The sequence below is a fragment of the Paraburkholderia ribeironis genome (assembly GCF_900019265.1).
GTDB lineage: Bacteria > Pseudomonadota > Gammaproteobacteria > Burkholderiales > Burkholderiaceae > Paraburkholderia > Paraburkholderia ribeironis.
Genome location: NZ_CYGX02000045.1, coordinates 20,110 through 37,200, shown reverse-complemented (window position 1 = coordinate 37,200; position 17,091 = coordinate 20,110). Strand labels below are relative to the sequence as shown.

Genomic DNA, 17,091 nt, shown 5'->3' with positions numbered 1-17,091 from the left:
ACAGGACGGAGTCCGGAGAAGGACGGAACGCGTAGTGCGCGTTACCGCGAGAAAACCGCACCGGGATAGATTCCCCGATATTTCTCGAACGCATAAGGCCCATACCTTAGGGCGGGAAACGGCTTGCTGGACAAAACGGGAAATAAATCAGGCGGTTCGACGATCGTCTCGTAATCGGGTTGAAAAAAGAATGGGAGGGAAATTCTTTCCCCTTCTGTCATCACGCGATGCCGCGTCGCGACATACGTGTCACGCGTCCAATATTGCAGCATGTCCCCGACATTGCACACGTATGCGCCGGGCACGACCGGCACGCTTACCCACTCGCCGTCGGTTGTCAGAATCTGAAGCCCCGGGCTGTCAGCCAACAGCATCGTCAGGCATCCGTAGTCCGTGTGGGCGCCGCAGCTCTGGTCGCCAACCTCGACTTGCGGGACCTGACCAACATGCGGAAAGGCAGACGACATCGCTCGAAGGGAGGCAGGATCAGGGTAATGTGCAGTCCGGAACTGCCAGAAAGGTCGTCCATTAAAGGCGCGCCTGAAAAAATCATCCTCCAGCCCCAGACCCATTGCAATGCCGCGCATAAGATCGAAGCCAAGATGAATCATATGTTCGATGTAACGCGTGAGCGCAGCACGATAACCAGGTAGTTCCGGCCACAGGTTAGGTCCGTGCATCGGTTTGCGCGCCAGCACATCCGGGTGGTCGTGCTCGAATTCAACACTGAATTCCATCAATTCATAGCTGTTAGGCTTGCCATCGGCCAGTTCGGATAAAACGGGCGCATATCCGCGAAAGCAATTGCTATGCTTTTCCAGGGACAGCGTCAATTTTTCCTTTAGCGGCAGATCGAAGAATGCCCGCGCATGTTCAAAAGTGGCCTTGATGCTATCGAACGGAATCCCGTGATTGACCACGAGGAAGAACCCGACATCCCGGCACGCCCGGTCAATCAGTTGCGCTGCCTGCTGGCTTCCCTCCTTGTCCCCATGCCTGAGTGCGCCAATGTCGATGATCGGCAGGTTTGCTTTATCCACGATGACGCTCCTCCACCAAGGTGGTGACCCACTGTTCATCACTAACGGGATGTGGCTTATGTGCACGCAGACTCCAAAAGCCGCCTGGAGCAGTGGCTTTCGATTCCCTGGCGAGACGATCCGAAACCAGGCGCCGCCAATCCAGCCCCGGAAGAAAACACCACGCCAGCAAAACAAGCGCGACCAGAGCGGGACACCAGCGCATGTCAGTGGCAACCGGTTCAGGCCTGGCCATTCGTGGATCCAGTAGCGCGGCCTCGAGCGCGGCCGGTGTCGACAATCGACTGTAGTTAAAGCCGATCTCATTGGCCAACGCCTTCAGGTAGGCTTCGCGGAGTTCCGACAGCTCTTCATGACTATCGGGATCGATGGGCGCCCCAGGCATCGCGCTTGTTTGAACGACGTCGCTCGCGCGCCAATATCCGCTCTGGCGACCATCGGCACCGCTTTTCGGAATAGGCGCAGGCCGCTCTCCCCCCATGCCGATCAGCCATCCGTTGACCGCACCACGCTTCACGTCAAGTACCGATGTGTCTCCCGCAAGTCGCGGCGGCGCCTCCTGACCATCGGTGATGAACACCACAGCCGTTCCTTGTCCGAGTCTCTCCGCCTGCCTTACGGCTGAATAGAGGCCGCCGTTCGCAATGCGACTTGCGTTTGCCCAGCGCATCCGGCCATCAATGCCATCGAGGGATGACTGCAATACATCGTAGTGCGCGCAGACCTCGATGGGCGACAGTAGCAGCAATGACCGGTTGCCGGTGAATACGCTCCATCCGATCCTGGAACCGCACGGCATGCGCTGTAACGCATCGTGTGCAGCCGTACGGGCGAGTGCCAGGCGGCTCATTGGTACACCGTTCAGAGTAACGTCCGGGACGTTCGTACTTTGCGTAATGTCGAAGGTCACGACGTACGTGAAAACATGACGTGTCGTCACTATGTCGGGCATCCATATCGCGGTGCCAAGGGCTACTATCGCTGCCGCGGTCATCCAGTGCTTTTGGTCGAACGAGCGAAGCAACGCCAAAACTCGCTTCATGGCAGGTCCCCGGCGGTGACGTCCTGCAACTTCAGTTTGCGCGTTTCGTGCGGTTGCTGGGCTGCGGCGTCAAATGCATCCGGGTGCTCGGGTCTTAGCCAGAGTGCCCGCTCGAGGTTGTATCTCGCATCCCAATTGTCTGGATAAACGCGTAGCAGATCACGATAGCGTTGTTTGGCGAGTTCGATCAAAGGCGTCGACGTGCCCGGCTTGCCGGCACCGTTGGCGATTCCTTCACGCATGTACATGTTCGCAAGATCGAAAAGCGCGGCACGACCGGTTTCTCCGAGCGGCTCCTGATGACCCAATTCGTTAAAGAGGTTCGATGCGGCGTCGTATTTACCTGCCTTCGACAATGCGACAGCTCGTGCGAGCCTCACTTCGGCTACATCGTTCGCAGTTGCACGATTGGGGTTTTCTCCGGACGGCTTCTCACTTGCACGCACCACTGCGGCATTGGTGTCGAGCGCGCGCTGCAGCAGCCAGCCTTGATACGCGCACCACGCCGCCCCACACAATGTCGCGGCGGCAAACAACAGGTGGATCGAACGCCGCTTCATAGCCAGCTCCGCAAAATAACAAACCGGAATCCGAACAGGAATGCACAGCACAGCAGCGCTGCAGCAAAGCAATACGAACTACGATCCCGCGCCGGCAATCGTTCAACGTATGACACGGGGAAATTCTGTTGCGCTCCGATATCCGCCATTGCGGCAGCTGTTTCGCTAACGTTGTCCGCCTGGTAGAGACGATAAGGTGTTTTCAGGGAGAGGAAGAAACGATGTAGTTCAACTTCCTCGGAACTCTCGTCGCTGGGTGCAATCGCCTTGAGATTGGCGCTATTTGCGCTGCTGCGCAGATAGACAAAGTACAGTGTGGCGCCAGTGCGTTCGAGACCGGCTGCGATACGGGTACGCATTTCCGCTTCGAGGTGGTCTCCGCCGTCCGACACCAGCAGGATGACGCGATTGCCGGTGTAGGCGCGATGATCGAACTGGTCGATCGCGGCGAGCACCCCGGCTCCGATTCTGGTGTCCGGCATGCCACGGTCTATCCCGGTACCGGAGATGGCTGCCTGGATCGCCATGTTGTCCCCAGTGAACGGCACCGCGAGCAGGGGATTGAGTCCGAACATCATGAACAAAAACCGATCATGGGGCCGTCGCGCGACAAACCGGCTCAGAACGTCGCGTGCGGCCTTGCCCTTCGACTCGCCTTCGGACAGGGCCCCTGCGCCCCTCACACCGGCCGGCGGGACAATGGCGTCCATACTCGCGCTGCGATCCAGCAAGATGATGAATTCCGCGCCACGTCCCACGCGAACCACCTGCTTTGCGGGTTGCTGCGGATTGGCGAGGCCAATCACGATGAGCAACATCGCCAGCATCGCGACGCCGCGCCAGGCGGCACTGACCACCGGTCCCAGACGATCGGCGGGCAACCATGCGACGTAGGGAAATCCCAATGTGTCCCTGCGCCAGCGTAACAAAGGTAGCAGGACCAGTGGCAACCACATCAGCATCCATGGACTAGCGAAATCGACTTGCATGATCATCGCCTCTCACGCCGCTCCGCGCGACGCAGGGCACGGCACAGATCGAGCAATGGATAATGCGCGTCAGTCGCGGAGCGCCCAAAGAAGCGTTGGCCCGAATGGGCGTAGAAACTTTCAAGTTGCTGCTGCAACGGCCTCAGATGCGGTGCGCGGCGAAACAGGCGATGGAGCAGGCCCGCATGAATGACTTGTCCCGCAGTGTCGTTCAGCGCGCGGTGCATGTGCACCCATGCTTCGGGCTGATGGGCGACCTCGTTTGCGTTGAAGCTCCGCAGTTTCCGCCACGCCTGCGCAAACGGCAGGTGTGCCGCATCGTGACGATTGCGCAAGACCCACCACGCGAGCCACGCGAGCAGGATCGCGGCGAGAACGGCTAGCGAGCCGGCAAGCTGGCGACGCAACGACAACGTCGGCAAGAGCGTTGCCCCATGGTCGGGACGCAGCTCCAGCATGTCGCCTTTCCCAAACACAGTGGGCGGCGTAAGAGCGGCAACACTGAGTGGCCATTCCGGCACGCTCAGCGCAGGCCCTGAGCGGACCGGCAACGTCAGCGCTGGCAATGTGATGACGCTCAATGTCGGCGGCGCATTGATGATCTGGTACTCAAGTACCACCCACTGTTCCCCGTTCGCATTCGTTTCCACTCTTGCCGCCCTGCGCTCGAGCCATGCACCGGTACGTTTGAGTGGCGGTAGCGCACCGGGCTCAAGTGCGTGTCCGCCTGCCTCTAACAAGACACGCTGCGTAACCACGTCGCCGAGCACATAGCCGAATCCGCGTGGCTCTTCAACCGTCGCCGGCACAGTATCAATTGCGGGTGGCGTCGTCGCGGCGCGCGAGCTGATTGCCGCAATCTGCACTAGTGCTGGTATGAGGAACACCGCCACGATCTTGCCCAGATTTGCGCTACATAGTAACCGGCGAAGATGAAGGGGGATCGTCATGAGATCGACTCGAAAAAGTAGCGTGACAAAGCCTCTGGGTCGAACGTCCCAATGGCGTAAAAAGGCCGCATCGATCGGCCGGCAAAGTGTGTATCGAGTTCTGCGCGTCGGCGTATCACGGCGTCGCGCCATTGGACTTCTATCCCTGGACGTCTCCATAGCGTGCGCCGCTGGCCCGATTCCATATCACGCAGCATCAACAAGGCATTGCGCGACGGTGGTTCCAGCTCCGCCGGATCCCACACGACGATCGGCACGATACAGGCGGAGGCCAATGACGCAATCAGTGTGGGCAACACGTCCAATGACCAGTGAAAGTCTGAAACCAGAAACACAAGCGCTGGCCGTCCGGCAAGCCGAGCGAGCGAGCGCTGGCACCCTGCCCCCCCACTACCTTTTCGATCTTCAATCTGGCGGCAGTTGCGCAACATATGCTGCATGACGAGGCCGATACCTCGGCTATGTGTTGGCGGCAGAGAAAGGTCATCGCGTACAACGGTGTCGAATGCCAGCATGCCCACAGGATCGCCAACCCGAAACGCGCTGCGCCCTAGTGACGCGACGAAATCGCCAACCACCTCCAGTTTCGATCGACTCGAACCGAAATGCATCGAGGGCGAGACATCGATCACCGCATGCACCGACACTGCCGCACGTTGTCGATAGGTGCGTACCAACCACTCCTCGCGCACGTTCCGCAGGCTCGCACGCAGATCGAGCCGTCGCGGGTCCGGACTGTCAAAGAGCCGCGCGTGCGCCGCGAATTCCTGACCGGCGCCAAGGCTCGCGCCGCGGTGCGATCCGGGGCGATGGCCGCTGATACGCGACGTGATCCGATAATGAAATTCGTGAACGGTATTCATGGGGTTGCGACGCGCCGCAGGATTTCGCTGATGAGCGCCTCGGATAGTTCGGCGCGGCGCAATTCATATATCGGCGTGAAAAACACGCGATGCGCGAGCGCCGCTGGCATAACCGCGTGAATGTCCTCGGGCGTCAGATGCGATCGACCGGAAAGCCACGCGGCCGACCGCGCAGCGCGCAACAGCGCACTCATTCCCCGCGGGCTTGCACCCGCAAGGATCAACTGCTCGATATCGACATCGTCAATCCGTATGCCGTAGCGCGCCGGTTGCTCTGTCGCCTCCCATAATTGCAGCAAGTACTTTTCGATCGTCTCACTGGCGCTGACGTGGCGCTGAATTGCTGCGCCGACCGCGTTGAGGTCACGCCACGAGAGCAAACCAGGCGTAACCTGCTCGAGCAGTACATCGACATCATGAAACATCGGGTCGAACACGAGCCTGCTACGAACCTGCGCGTCCGCAGGTGTCGGCATGCTCAGTTCGAACATGAAACGATCGCGTGCGGCTGAGGCGAGCTCGAACGTCTCTTCCTTTTCGACCTTGTTGCGGTCAGCAAATACCGTCATATGCGGGAAATGGTATTCGCGATTGAACGCCGACACCGAGCGCTCGGCCATCGCACGCAGCAACAACGACTGAACCTGCGGGCGGGCGCGATTAATCTCGTTGAAGAAGAACGTCGTGAGCCGTTCGCCATGGCGTAATAACGGTCCGGGGTCGATGCGAGGCTTACCCTCGGCATCGACGTACGTGTGGTAGACGAGGTCGCCCGGCATGAGATCAATGGTGCCCTCTACACGTTCGAATTCGCCGCCGATGACGCGTGAGAAGGCCCGCAGAATGGTTGTCTTGCCGACGCCGACGTCACCTTCAAGCAGCACATGACCGCGTGCAAAAAGTGCGATGTTGATCAAGCGGATGATCGGCAGTTGCCCGATCACCACCTTCCCTACTTCAGCCTCGAGTTGCAGCGCCTGTGAACGCCAGTCTTGCAATGCTTCATCGGACAGCATTGGGTCCTCCGTTTGAGGGTTCTGAGTCGCCCGGTTATGGGCGTGGACGGGATATCTATGCAGCGAGGTGCCTGACGATTCTGGGGGCAGTAAACTCCACCCCGTACGCAAACCGCATGACAGGGCCAAAGCTTGTTGCTGAAATCGGACCGGTAAAATAGAGACCGCCGACGGAAGACTCGAAGTACGCGGACAAACGTGGCGACTGTTCGAGCAATTGCAGTTTGCCCACGATCACTGGACTCAGAAATGACAGCCTGCGTACGTCGTTGCGGTATCCGGTAGCGGCAATCACGTGATCGGTCACAACCGACTGCCTCTTGCCGTCCGTGCTTCGCAGTTGCAACTGGATTCGGTCATTGACGAACTCGGCCTGATCGATCTCCTGTCCCAGGAGTAATGGCACCGACATTGCACGTTCGCGCATGAACCATCCGACTGACGGGCCAAGAAACTCTTTCACAGTTCGCACACGGGTGTCGTCTGGCAGATAACGGTAGATCCGCGGCATAACGTCGGTGCAAATGCGTTGTTTCCAGCCTGGACCAACGCCTGACATCGGCCTCAATACGCTCTCACGCAGGCCGCGCTTGAGCGGTTCGTCTGGATTGAACTTGACCGCCGGACGTCGCGCGATCACGAGCGCCGTCGCACCGGCTTCGCGCAGCAGCACGCCCAGATCAAACGCAGACGCCCCTGCGCCCAGTACAGTCACATGCTGGCCATGAAACCGGTCCAGCACGTGATGCTCGGCGCTATGTGAAATCCGGTCCGTCGGCAGGTGGATCAACGATTCCGGAATATGACGAAAGTAATCGACACCCACTGCGAGCACGACCTTCCGGGCGGTGAGTGCTTCGCCATTGTCGAGTCGTAGCGCGAAGCCTTTCGGAGACTGTTCGAGCATATCGACCCGTACATCCTCCAGTTCCGGCACAAAGCGCTGCTGGAATGCGAGTCCGTAGGCAGAAAAGGTATCCAGTCGTACTGGCAATCCGACGTCGTGATACGGGATACCCTGTTCCCGACAAAAATGGCGCAACGTAAAAACCCGGCCCGGATCGCATATTGTCGAAGAGAAGCCAGCCGATTTCAGCTGCATGCCTTTTGGCATTTGCGTACGCCAACTCTGCATCGGGTTACCGAATATGCGGAAAGACCGGCCGGATCCGCGCAGATGGGCGGCGATCGACAGTCCGAAAGGTCCGGCTCCAACAATCGCGATATCGACATGGTTGCGCATATTTACTCCGTGACGGCGCGACGTACGGTTTTCTGCCCACACTCGCTCTGAGGTCGAGCTTGATCCCGGGTTTGCTCGAATCTATATCCCGACGGAAAGTCAAAATCATCACCAGACCGCGCGGCAGCTAAAAACTGTTCGACTGTTTTCGACGTCAGTCCGATTGCACCACCGCGTATTGCGGTCGCCGAGACCTGATCCGATCGCACGACGGCACAAGGGTAGATCCAGCCGCTGTCGTCGAATAGATGCCTGACCCACATGCCGCCCGTATCGCTGCCGTGCAGTCCATGTACTGGCAGGCCCCGGTGCCGCCGTTTCACTTCGTTCAGGACACCGATAAATCCGTCGCGCTCGTAGATGTCAGGCAGATCCAGTACGGTCACTCGATCGCCAAGATCCGAGTCAGTGACCGAGGCCCGCAGCAACTCACGCCGTAGTTCGTATTCGTAGAACCGGTTGCCGGTCGGGAAATAATTCTTTGCGGGGTCCGCGCGATCCGTCTTGCTATAGACCCTCATCCCGGCGTCGTGGCTTATCTCGATCTCACCACGCTCCAGCGCCAGCCGATGAAGCTTCGGCACCGTGGTGCAGTGGACGTAGATCCTCTCTAGCCGCCGGCTATCCAGCACATCATGGAGGATCTGGAGGTGGGTTTTGTGTACCGGATTAAACGTCCCGAAAAAGACGCCAATACCCTTGCGCGGATACCGGATCGATCGCAGATCCGACAGCATGCCCATAACGAGGTGGGCAACGAATACGATGCCGCACAGCCCCGCAAAAAACAGTGCTGATCGCTCGATAGCACAGGCGGCCACGAGCCATGAGGAGATCGCGAGTGAAAGTATCAGGTTGCCCGCACGGTCGCCGTGACCATGGTAAGCGAGACCGAATGCAATCGCGTGCATGCCACTCGATGCAGCGACGAGCAGACAATATCCCGTCGTGTCGAATGCACTGGATCCAGGGTGGGCATTCGTAAGTATCGCGCAGACCACGACAACTGGAACGTGAAATCCGGTCCGCACGAGACGACCCGGCGTAACCCGGCCCGAGCGCAGATTGATCGCATCGTCGACACGTATCATCCAGGCCGAGAACCGAACCAGCAGCCACGCCGACGCGAAGATGCCTATGACCGAAACAGACACAGACTCAATAGATCCCCCGCTGCGTAACCACACGACCAGTGTCGGTAACACAGTCGCTGCGAGTGCATAGATTCGCGATTTCTGGCTGGAGATGAAGCGAAGTTCAAACAGGCGCGCCGACTTCATTGGCGCCGCCGCGATAGTGAAGGCGCGGTCGCTCCAGACCGATCGCAGACCATCTCAATGTGAAGGATACGGTCCTCGATATACGGTTCCCCACGAGGCTCGAATCCAAACGAGCCATAGAAATCTTTCAGGTAAAGCTGAGACGAGATCTTGATAGGCACGCCATCCTGGCGCTGATTGATATAGGCCAGTCCACGAGCGACAAGCTGGCGACCGATTCCAGCATGCCGTCGGCTTCGATGGACCACAACTCGCCCGAAGCTATGGAATCCCGGTTCAAACAGACCTTTGGGCAAGACTCTCAGATAGGCGACGAGTTGATCGTCCACGAATCCGGCTATGTGGTGACAAAGCGGATCTCGACCATCGGCGTCAAGGTATGGAACATCCTGCTCGACGACAAATATGCTTTCCCGCAGGGTTATTGCGGCATAGAGATGCTCGATCGGCATCGTCGCAAAACTCCACTCCTGCCACGCCACGACATCGTCCGAACGCGAATCATCCGGCGTTTCGTCGCTATCCTTCAGCGGGCACCCACTGTCATAGCAGCTGTTCGACGCCATGCTGGCCTCCATAAAGGATGTCGGCCGTCCGTCCGCGAGTCGCATTCAAAACGTTGTCGAACGCCAGGTTCACAACCGATCGTCGTTCGCCGGCGCGCATGAGCGGTGCGACCCGATGCAGGTTCATGTCAGCGCGCAACAGGTAGGCGTCGCCTGGCTCGTGACGATAGCGGTCAACGAGACCGTTTTCCGTGGCCCAGGCGATCAAATCAGTAATGGAGTCATCGGGTTTCCGGTTCTTGCGGTGACACAGATCGGTCCAGTTCGGAATGACTTCAAGATCGCCGCCACCGTCGTCGCCCGGAATTTCCAGGAATATCACAAGGGCATAGGCCGGATCGTCCAGGTGCCAACCGTGCGTGTCGCCATCGTGATGAAGAAAATTCGCGACCATGAATTCTTCCGGATGGGAGCAGGAAAATATCGCTCGCCCGACCACGCTTTCCACGCAACTACGCAACGCATAGTGATGGTACAGACTATAGAGAAGCGGTGAATACGATTTGATAATCGAACCACCGAGCACCGACAGATTGCGCGGGGTCTCATAACCGGGCATTTCAAAGTTCCGGCGAACCGCAAACTGAAGTAGCTCGACGAGTTCATCCTTGATAGAGTCCAACACTCTCGATGTCACGAGCGCGGGAAATCTGACATACCCCATGCGCACGAAATCATCGCGCATCTTTTGAAGGACATTCGGGTCGTATATTTTTGGTGTAATCAGATCCCAAAGCTCGACAGCCCAATTAGCTGAGTTTCGTCGCTCGGCTATACTTTTGCCAGCCTTATGGATATCATCATTTATAACCATAGCTTAGCTCCCTTAGTATAACTAAGTTACTTCATCAGCCCAAATGCTCGGGCGAGATGTAATCGGAGGCGAGACGCGAGCAATTGAATTGCGTACCAGGAGTAGATATTCACTCTGCGATGCGAACCTGGCGCCCTGAAGAAAGAGCAAAAGAAATGCCAGAAATTGTTAAAAGTTCGAATTCGGTCCGAATTTTGATTCCATCGCTGATGCAGCGTGAAATGCAGAGGGGAGCCAGCATGAGACCATTTATACTTTCTTTATTTTTTGCATCTTTCATTAACACAGTGTCACATAAACGTGGCGCGAACTGTCACGTAATCGATAATTAAATCAGAACTTATGCTTACCAAAATAACTCCTTATCGAGTCGTTTATTTTAGATATGGATGTCCAACCGATTGAACAAGCCGGTTTTGTCACATTGCTGGGTCCGTGACGTCAGATCTGGCGATGAAGAAAGTCAAATCGCTTTATCACGGTCATCGCTTTCCGGTGGCAGTCATCAGCCTCTGCCTCACGCAAAGTCATATGCCCTCAACACCATGCCCTCTCAACTTCAGTTTTGCGGCTGCATCAAGTAGGTTTTGATCTGAGGCATGAGCGTCGCATCCGCACCGGTGACGTTAAGCGTGCCCGTCGCCGAGAATCCGGCCGGCGGTACCAGCGCATTGCCGTCCAGCGTGTTCGTGCCGCTAATACTAATCTGAGCGGGCGAGCAGCCGGTCGCGAGCAGCGAGACTGGCGTCCCTGCTATCGCCGTGAACGCATCGCCCGAAACGCGGAACTGACACACGTTCCCCAACGCGCGGAAGCCTGCGTAGGCCGAACGCGAAACCTGGTTACCAGTCACGGAGACGAAGGTCACCGTGCCCGATCCGGTATCGAGCTCAATTGCGGCCTGTTGGCTCGGAGCAAGCCCGTTATTTATGTTAGTCGAGTTCTGTATATCCGAGATCACGTTATTCGTAATCAGAACGTTAGTTGCACCGTACGTGGTCCAGCTGTCTTCCTGGGCGACCAGCACGCCAGCGGCCCTCTGCACACCTTGCACCGTATTGCCGGTGATCGTCACGTCCGCTCCCCCGACTACCGATATGCCCCGGCCCCAGTAGTTACCCGACAGTGCATTGCCTGTCACCAGCACATTGCGGCTCAGCACCCTGTCGCCCTGGTAACTCACCACCGCTATCATGTCGTCGCCATTGCCCGTCACGGTGTTCCCCTGCACGAGCACGTTCTGCGAGCCATGTGTGATATGGATACCGTCCGCGAGCGTCGCTTTCACCTTGTTGCCCGCAATCGCGATATTGGTGCCACCAAAAACAAAGATGCCGCCACTGGCACCGCCCTGGATCACGTGGAGCCACCACCGCCTCCGCACGCAGCGACACTTACTCCGGCGGCGGCTGTCGCCGTCCATGCAATTTTTCGAACGATGTCCACCCGTTTCATTGCAGATCGGCAGGGTTCGCCTGCCGCAGACACGACCGATGCGTCGCCACCGCCTGGCGCCACACGGGTCGCCGGGATGCCTTGCGGGTCAGCCTGGACATCGTCACCGGACAGCTTGTTGAAAGGCACCGCGGGGACCATGCCACACAGTGGCAAACACCTCCCCGCACGGCATGGGTTTGTTGTCGTTATATCTGGTTGACGTGGTACCCGGATGTTGAATCCGCCTTGTCTCTCGACCGGTTTCACTGGCCGGCCAAGTGAGTGCGCCGCTGGGTCCGGCATACCTTGGCACTGCACCCATGAGCGTAACCGGTGTCGCTGCGACGCACCGAGTGTTGTTTTTCATATGCTCGCTTGTCGTGTTGCACTGCCGCGGATCGTCTGAACGTTCTCCGCACCTTCGGCACTATTCCAGCGGCCCCTTGTTGCTTGAAAGACAGTCGTGATGCAATTCGCGTGCGGCGGTCCGTTACGCTCGAGCTTTTGATGAGCACGAGCCGATGGGTAAGTTGAAAGATATCGACAAGTCGTTCGACGGGCGCCGCTTCGACCGCGAACTATCATACTTTGCGCGCGGTGGTATCTGCGTTATACGCTCAACGTTTGAGACATCGCTGAAATGATGACCGAGCGCGGTCTGTCGCTAACGCATGTTGCGGCCATGCTTGAGGGCAGCCCGCTTGAGCGCGAAGTGTAGCCGATCGCGGCCGTGTGCGCCGAAGACCTGAATGAGACTTTTCAGGGAATTTATCGCTGCGGCGAGTCCCGTTCGTCCGAGCCGACGGGATCGGTCAGTACGTCACGAGGTTTCATGGGTTTGTCGCGGTAACGATCAAGGGGCGAACGTTATCGACATGTGAAGTACTGCTTATGGAGCGAGGCCGTGGAATTGATCAGCGGCGAACGGATGGGTTCCGCGAGTACGCTGCATCTGCCCTTTGATGATCATATGCATCTATATGAACGCGTCCCTTTGCCCAAACTTCGTCGTCGAGTATGGGTTTGGCCATGTCCTTTTCGTCGTCGAAACAACGATCGGGTTAACAGTTAACAGCATTCATCGAAAGTAAACGGCCCCCAGAGTCATTTGTTAAAACCTCTTTGGTGCGCGACGACCTCACAATAGTTAACGCTTATTCCCTTCACGGTGGTCATCGACTCTGCTGCTGGCACGTTAATCGGAGACGCACGTACCTTCGTGCATCATCAGGAGATCACATGAAGAAGTCGCTTTTGATCGCCGCTTTCGGCACGTTGTTTGTCGCGTCGACGACCTTTGCACAGACAGCCGCACCCGCTGCCGCTCCTGCCAAACCAGCGGTCACCGCCATTTGCAAGGACGGCACGACCTACTCCGGTACAACCATGAAGGGAGCGTGTCGCGGTCATCATGGCGTTGACAAGAACGCTGGAGCGACTGCTGGCGTGGTCCCAGCGTCTGCGCCCGCAGCAAAGCCGCTAGCGGTTGCTGCGCCCGCGCCCGCCGCGGCGATGGCGCCCGCTCCTGGCGCCGGCGCCGGACAGGTTTGGGCCAACACCAGCACCAAGGTTTACCATTGCCCGGGAGACCAGTACTACGGCAAGACGAAGCACGGCTCGTATATGAGCGAAGGGGACGCAAAAGCCAAGGGCTACCATGCCGATCACGGCAAGACGTGCCAGTAAGTTAGTCTGCGACTCGCGTCACCAATGCGTGGGGAGCGTCGCGCCCGATCGATAGTAATTGCGGTGGAACAAGGTGTTCCGCCGCAAAGCCGATTACGAATGGCGTGAGAGCAGGAGAAGTGGTTTGGCAATCCTGGAAGACTGCCCATAGACGCCAAAGTGGCCACAGTAGGCCCCACCAAACGAGTGCTGGAGACTGCTTTAACGATTGCTGCGCCCCCATCACGCACAGAAGCACCGCGGAGCTAATTTTCACAATTGCTAAATATCTCCATCGACGGCCACGACTATCATACGGCCGTCGATAGTCACATTTAGTTACGTGTCATGGAAGTTATTTACAAATTCTCGCGTGCTGCTTACAGCGCAGTCATGGTTTTTTCCGTGCTCCTAATGGTTGCTGCCGTGTTGCTAGTGCGATATGCGTAGCGTCAGCTCAGCATTTCGTTGGATCACGCCGGCGAAGTCGCATGTCATTGACGCCAGGAACCGGCGTAATCTGGTTCTCGGGGTCATCATCGCCGGGTTAGCGGTGCTGATATTCGCGGTGACATTGCAGGCGCTGTTGACGCAAGCGCAGGAACGCCGGGCAAGCACCGCACTGAGGCTTGCGCAGGCAAAAGGGCATGGCTGACGCCGGTCAAGCATGTGCCGCAATCATGCGTGCTCTGTTACTTTCCGCTCAAGATAATGGCATTGATAGACAAGTTGCTGGGAAATGCGATTGGCTCCAGCTCCGGGCCGCGCAAAGCAATCGTGCGCGTCCTGCTTGACGATGCAGGTCGAGTTCAGGACGTTGTACTGAAGCGAAGCTGCGGAAACGTTGACGGCGATGCCCGTGCGCTTGCGGAGATCCGCCAGATGAAATTTCCGCGCGGTCATCTCGGACAGGGCTCCAGGACATCGCGCCGATGGCATGAGCTCGCCTATGCTATCGATTGAGGCACACAGAATCCGCAACCGCACCGCAAGGCGCGGTCACTTAAATCCTGAGATACACCGCATGGGTCGGCTGGAGAGTCGCAACCCGGTAGTAGATCATATTCAGTAAAGCGACAAAATGCACGGCCACTCATCGGATCGGTTCATCGTAGGCGTACTGCTTGGCGGCGCAATAACCGCGGCGCTGGCGGTCGTCATGACCTATTTTTCGATTCCGTCTGGACACTACGGGACCGGCGCTGTCCGGCTGGCCATATCAGGGGTGATAGCTTCCTGCATCCTGTTTCCAAGGCCATTGCTCTTCAAAACGCTCTTACGATCCCGGCGGGATGTTTTTCTTTTAGACGAAGATCTCAATGCACTCTTGCTGGGTCGAGCAGTCGGCGTTATATGTGGTCTGTTCGCAGCCGTAGCGATAGTCGCTAGTCTGTTCTAGCCCAGCACACCCGCATGGGGCGCACGCCGGAGCGAACGAAATCCCGAACATGATCTTTCTCGCAGATGGATCCGGCCGATAGCGTTGCGCCGCGGCGCATGATCTGACAACGCCATCATCGATTGAGACGCAGTTTGAAGTGCAACGGAGTCCGGTCTCGCGGACAGACGCACGGACATCGGGAAGATTTCACGGAGGAATCAATGCCATGAAACGTATCGCTTTGCTGTGGAACGTCGTCAAACGCGATTTGCAGGTACTGTTGTTTGCGTTACGTCATCCCGACCGCCCAGGTTGGCTGATGCCTGCTACCGCAGTACTGGCGCTTTATGCCATCGCTCCTTTCAATATCGCCATTCCTTTTGTCGGCGTCATCGACGATGGCGTACTCGTGCCAATGGCATTGCATCTGATGCTACGCTGCCTGCCGGTTCAGTTGCGCAACAGAGGCCGCGCGTACTAGGCCATCGCCGCAGATGAATCTCAGCCTGCGCAAAGGCTGGTAGGCCATTGAAGAGCGAATCAAGTAAGGTTCACGTGTGCAAAAAAAAGCGCGCCGGTCAGGAGAGGACGGCGCGCACAATTACTGCGAGAGATCGCGCGCTTCGTGGCGCGGTAACCCCAATGCTAAGCTAGTTCTGCTGATGCGAGGTTTAATTGTTGTCAATTCATGCTTCGAGTTGGTCAGACGGCGGAAGCCGACGTATCGGCTGAGGACGACGTGGCATCGAGTACCGGCGGATGCGTGACGATGGACCGCAAATCGACATCCGACGCACGAAGCCGCGCGACATCGGGCACCGGACGGCGCGTTTCATCGGATGAGGCGAACAGCGTTTCGAACGCGCGTGCCGCGTCGAGCAGCGCCAGATCGCCGCGAAACCCGCCGATCATCTGAAGCCCGAACGGCATGCCGCGATGATCGACACCGCACGGCAGCGACAGCGCCGGATTGGTCGCGAGCGTCACCACATACGTGAGCGACAGCCAGCGGTAGTAGTTCTCCAGCGAAACGCCGTTCAACGACTTCAGATACGGCTGCGCCCACGGAAATGGCGAGACGGGCGTGGTCGGCGAAAGGATCACATCGTAGCGCTCGAACAGCGTCTGGAAACGGCGGAACAGACGCGTCTGATCGGCGTGCGCGCGCACGCAATCGGCGAGGCTCATGCCGATGCCCATTTCGTAGTTCGCACGCGGATTCGGGCCGAGCAAATCGGGAACGGTTTCGTAAGCCTTCTGCAGTCCCGCGACGAACGCCTCCGCGCGCAGCACGTCGAAGCAGCGATGCGCGCCTTCGAAATCCACCTCGACCGGCTGGCAAACGCCAACGTGCGGCTGCAGCGCGTTGATCTTGCGGCGGAACACGGCGCGGATGTCGTCGTCGACTTCGCAGACGCCGAAGTCCTCGGTATAGCCCACGCGCAGCTTCGACAAGTTCACGCTCGCGCGGCCATCCATCGTCGGCGACATCGCGAACGGATAGCCGAGCGGATCGCTGTCCGACTGGCCGACGGTTGCCGCGAGTTGCAGCCAGGCGTCCTCGACGGTGCGAGCCATCGGCCCGACGACGGCGAGCGGCGTCCAGCCGAGCGGCTTGCGGTCGCTCGGCACCAAACCGGGCGACGTGCGCATCCCGACCACGCCGCATTTAGACGCCGGAATGCGCAGCGAGCCGCCGGTGTCCGAGCCGCTCGCGAGCGGCACCAGGTCGAGCGCGAGCGCGGCGGCCGAGCCGCCCGATGAGCCGCCCGCGTTCAGGCGCGGATCGAACGGATTGCCGGTCGCGCCCCACACGGGATTGAAGCTGTTCGCGCCCGCGCCCATTTCCGGCACGTTGGTCTTGCCGACGACGATTGCGCCGGCCGCGCGCAGGCGGCGCACAAGCGTGTTGTCGCGTGCGGGCACGTTCGCGCGATAGAGCGGCGAACCGTAAGTCGTCAGGATGCCTTCGGTTTCTTCCAGATCCTTGATGCCGATGGGCAAGCCGTGCAGCGGCCCGACCGACTCGCTGCGCGCGAGGGCGTCATCGGCGGCGCGGGCTTCGATGCGGGCGCGCTCGAAGCTGGTCGCGGTGATGGCGTTGACGAACGGATTGAGCGATTCGATGCGCGCGATGCAGGCATCGAGAAGTTCCACGGCGGAGATGTCGCGGGTGAGCAAGAGCGCGCGCAACGCGACGGCGCTATGGCGTGTGAGTTCGTGACGGTCGTTCATCGAGTGGTCC

Annotated in this window: 17 protein-coding genes and 1 pseudogene; 3 read left to right on the top strand and 15 right to left on the bottom strand. The window is 58.5% G+C overall.

Going from position 1 to position 17,091, the window contains the following annotated elements:
• Positions 1-41: 41 nt before the first annotated feature.
• The 13 genes and pseudogenes from BN2475_RS20040 to BN2475_RS34855 all read right to left on the bottom strand — a co-directional run.
• Positions 42-1,040 (bottom strand): isopenicillin N synthase family dioxygenase, encoded by a 999-nt coding sequence (locus tag BN2475_RS20040; protein ID WP_159444587.1) that lies wholly within the window; start codon positions 1,038-1,040, stop codon positions 42-44.
• Positions 1,033-2,082, bottom strand: coding sequence for a vWA domain-containing protein (locus BN2475_RS20035; RefSeq protein WP_174641994.1), 1,050 nt, complete (start codon positions 2,080-2,082; stop codon positions 1,033-1,035). Before BN2475_RS20035 ends, BN2475_RS20040 begins: the two co-directional genes overlap by 8 nt.
• Positions 2,079-2,642, bottom strand: coding sequence for a tetratricopeptide repeat protein (locus tag BN2475_RS20030; protein ID WP_094781242.1), 564 nt, complete (start codon positions 2,640-2,642; stop codon positions 2,079-2,081). Before BN2475_RS20030 ends, BN2475_RS20035 begins: the two co-directional genes overlap by 4 nt.
• The gene (locus tag BN2475_RS20025; RefSeq protein ID WP_094781241.1) at positions 2,639-3,637 is read right to left on the bottom strand and encodes a vWA domain-containing protein; all 999 of its coding nucleotides are present in this window, start codon (positions 3,635-3,637) and stop codon (positions 2,639-2,641) included. The genes BN2475_RS20030 and BN2475_RS20025 overlap by 4 nt, the downstream gene beginning before the upstream one ends.
• On the bottom strand, positions 3,634-4,581 hold the full coding sequence (locus BN2475_RS34310; RefSeq protein ID WP_159444586.1) for a calcium incorporation protein MxaA: 948 nt from the start codon (positions 4,579-4,581) through the stop codon (positions 3,634-3,636). Before BN2475_RS34310 ends, BN2475_RS20025 begins: the two co-directional genes overlap by 4 nt.
• Positions 4,578-5,444 (bottom strand): DUF58 domain-containing protein, encoded by an 867-nt coding sequence (locus BN2475_RS20015; RefSeq protein ID WP_094781239.1) that lies wholly within the window; start codon positions 5,442-5,444, stop codon positions 4,578-4,580. The genes BN2475_RS34310 and BN2475_RS20015 overlap by 4 nt, the downstream gene beginning before the upstream one ends.
• Positions 5,441-6,460, bottom strand: coding sequence for an AAA family ATPase (locus BN2475_RS20010; RefSeq protein WP_094781238.1), 1,020 nt, complete (start codon positions 6,458-6,460; stop codon positions 5,441-5,443). The genes BN2475_RS20015 and BN2475_RS20010 overlap by 4 nt, the downstream gene beginning before the upstream one ends.
• 55 nt (positions 6,461-6,515) lie before the next feature.
• On the bottom strand, positions 6,516-7,703 hold the full coding sequence (locus BN2475_RS20005; RefSeq protein WP_094781237.1) for an NAD(P)-binding domain-containing protein: 1,188 nt from the start codon (positions 7,701-7,703) through the stop codon (positions 6,516-6,518).
• A gap of 2 nt (positions 7,704-7,705) precedes the next feature.
• Positions 7,706-8,983 (bottom strand): hypothetical protein, encoded by a 1,278-nt coding sequence (locus BN2475_RS20000; RefSeq protein WP_094781236.1) that lies wholly within the window; start codon positions 8,981-8,983, stop codon positions 7,706-7,708.
• Positions 8,980-9,549, bottom strand: coding sequence for a GNAT family N-acetyltransferase (locus BN2475_RS19995; RefSeq protein WP_218023706.1), 570 nt, complete (start codon positions 9,547-9,549; stop codon positions 8,980-8,982). The genes BN2475_RS20000 and BN2475_RS19995 overlap by 4 nt, the downstream gene beginning before the upstream one ends.
• Positions 9,527-10,363, bottom strand: coding sequence for a HalD/BesD family halogenase (locus BN2475_RS19990; RefSeq protein WP_143325824.1), 837 nt, complete (start codon positions 10,361-10,363; stop codon positions 9,527-9,529). Before BN2475_RS19990 ends, BN2475_RS19995 begins: the two co-directional genes overlap by 23 nt.
• Before the next feature lie 559 nt (positions 10,364-10,922).
• On the bottom strand, positions 10,923-11,723 hold the full coding sequence (locus BN2475_RS19985; protein ID WP_342744643.1) for a right-handed parallel beta-helix repeat-containing protein: 801 nt from the start codon (positions 11,721-11,723) through the stop codon (positions 10,923-10,925).
• A 966-nt stretch (positions 11,724-12,689) separates the two neighbouring features.
• Positions 12,690-12,776, bottom strand: a pseudogene (locus BN2475_RS34855) (IS6 family transposase); the annotation flags it as partial.
• Positions 12,777-13,039: 263 nt separating this feature from the next.
• Here BN2475_RS34855 and BN2475_RS19980 point away from each other — a divergent pair.
• Entirely contained in the window at positions 13,040-13,486 is a 447-nt protein-coding gene (locus BN2475_RS19980) for a hypothetical protein (protein WP_094781233.1), read from the top strand.
• A 421-nt stretch (positions 13,487-13,907) separates the two neighbouring features.
• Positions 13,908-14,120, top strand: coding sequence for a hypothetical protein (locus BN2475_RS19975; RefSeq protein ID WP_094781232.1), 213 nt, complete (start codon positions 13,908-13,910; stop codon positions 14,118-14,120).
• 23 nt (positions 14,121-14,143) lie between these two features.
• Here BN2475_RS19975 and BN2475_RS34305 read toward each other — a convergent pair whose 3' ends face one another.
• Positions 14,144-14,368, bottom strand: a complete 225-nt coding sequence (locus BN2475_RS34305; RefSeq protein ID WP_159444585.1) for a hypothetical protein — start codon at positions 14,366-14,368, stop codon at positions 14,144-14,146.
• A 704-nt stretch (positions 14,369-15,072) separates the two neighbouring features.
• Here BN2475_RS34305 and BN2475_RS19960 point away from each other — a divergent pair.
• Entirely contained in the window at positions 15,073-15,327 is a 255-nt protein-coding gene (locus BN2475_RS19960) for a YkvA family protein (RefSeq protein WP_094781229.1), read from the top strand.
• Between the two features lie 221 nt (positions 15,328-15,548).
• On the opposite strand, the gene BN2475_RS19955 is transcribed toward BN2475_RS19960, so the two are convergent.
• Positions 15,549-17,081 carry an amidase gene (locus BN2475_RS19955; protein ID WP_094781228.1) on the bottom strand — a complete coding sequence of 511 codons (1,533 nt, stop codon included), beginning with the start codon at positions 17,079-17,081 and terminating at the stop codon, positions 15,549-15,551.
• Positions 17,082-17,091: the final 10 nt, after the last annotated feature.

Coding starts and splice junctions, on each gene's coding strand:
- BN2475_RS20000 (WP_094781236.1), bottom strand. CDS start 8,983: ATGAAGTCGGCGCGCCTGTTTGAACTTCGCTTCATCTCCAGCCAGAAA.
- BN2475_RS19975 (WP_094781232.1), top strand. CDS start 13,908: ATGCGTAGCGTCAGCTCAGCATTTCGTTGGATCACGCCGGCGAAGTCG.
- BN2475_RS34305 (WP_159444585.1), bottom strand. CDS start 14,368: ATGACCGCGCGGAAATTTCATCTGGCGGATCTCCGCAAGCGCACGGGC.
- BN2475_RS19960 (WP_094781229.1), top strand. CDS start 15,073: ATGAAACGTATCGCTTTGCTGTGGAACGTCGTCAAACGCGATTTGCAG.
- BN2475_RS34310 (WP_159444586.1), bottom strand. CDS start 4,581: ATGACGATCCCCCTTCATCTTCGCCGGTTACTATGTAGCGCAAATCTG.
- BN2475_RS19980 (WP_094781233.1), top strand. CDS start 13,040: ATGAAGAAGTCGCTTTTGATCGCCGCTTTCGGCACGTTGTTTGTCGCG.
- BN2475_RS20035 (WP_174641994.1), bottom strand. CDS start 2,082: ATGAAGCGAGTTTTGGCGTTGCTTCGCTCGTTCGACCAAAAGCACTGG.
- BN2475_RS20030 (WP_094781242.1), bottom strand. CDS start 2,642: ATGAAGCGGCGTTCGATCCACCTGTTGTTTGCCGCCGCGACATTGTGT.
- BN2475_RS20015 (WP_094781239.1), bottom strand. CDS start 5,444: ATGAATACCGTTCACGAATTTCATTATCGGATCACGTCGCGTATCAGC.
- BN2475_RS19955 (WP_094781228.1), bottom strand. CDS start 17,081: ATGAACGACCGTCACGAACTCACACGCCATAGCGCCGTCGCGTTGCGC.
- BN2475_RS19990 (WP_143325824.1), bottom strand. CDS start 10,363: ATGGTTATAAATGATGATATCCATAAGGCTGGCAAAAGTATAGCCGAG.
- BN2475_RS19995 (WP_218023706.1), bottom strand. CDS start 9,549: ATGGCGTCGAACAGCTGCTATGACAGTGGGTGCCCGCTGAAGGATAGC.
- BN2475_RS20005 (WP_094781237.1), bottom strand. CDS start 7,703: ATGCGCAACCATGTCGATATCGCGATTGTTGGAGCCGGACCTTTCGGA.
- BN2475_RS20010 (WP_094781238.1), bottom strand. CDS start 6,460: ATGCTGTCCGATGAAGCATTGCAAGACTGGCGTTCACAGGCGCTGCAA.
- BN2475_RS20025 (WP_094781241.1), bottom strand. CDS start 3,637: ATGATCATGCAAGTCGATTTCGCTAGTCCATGGATGCTGATGTGGTTG.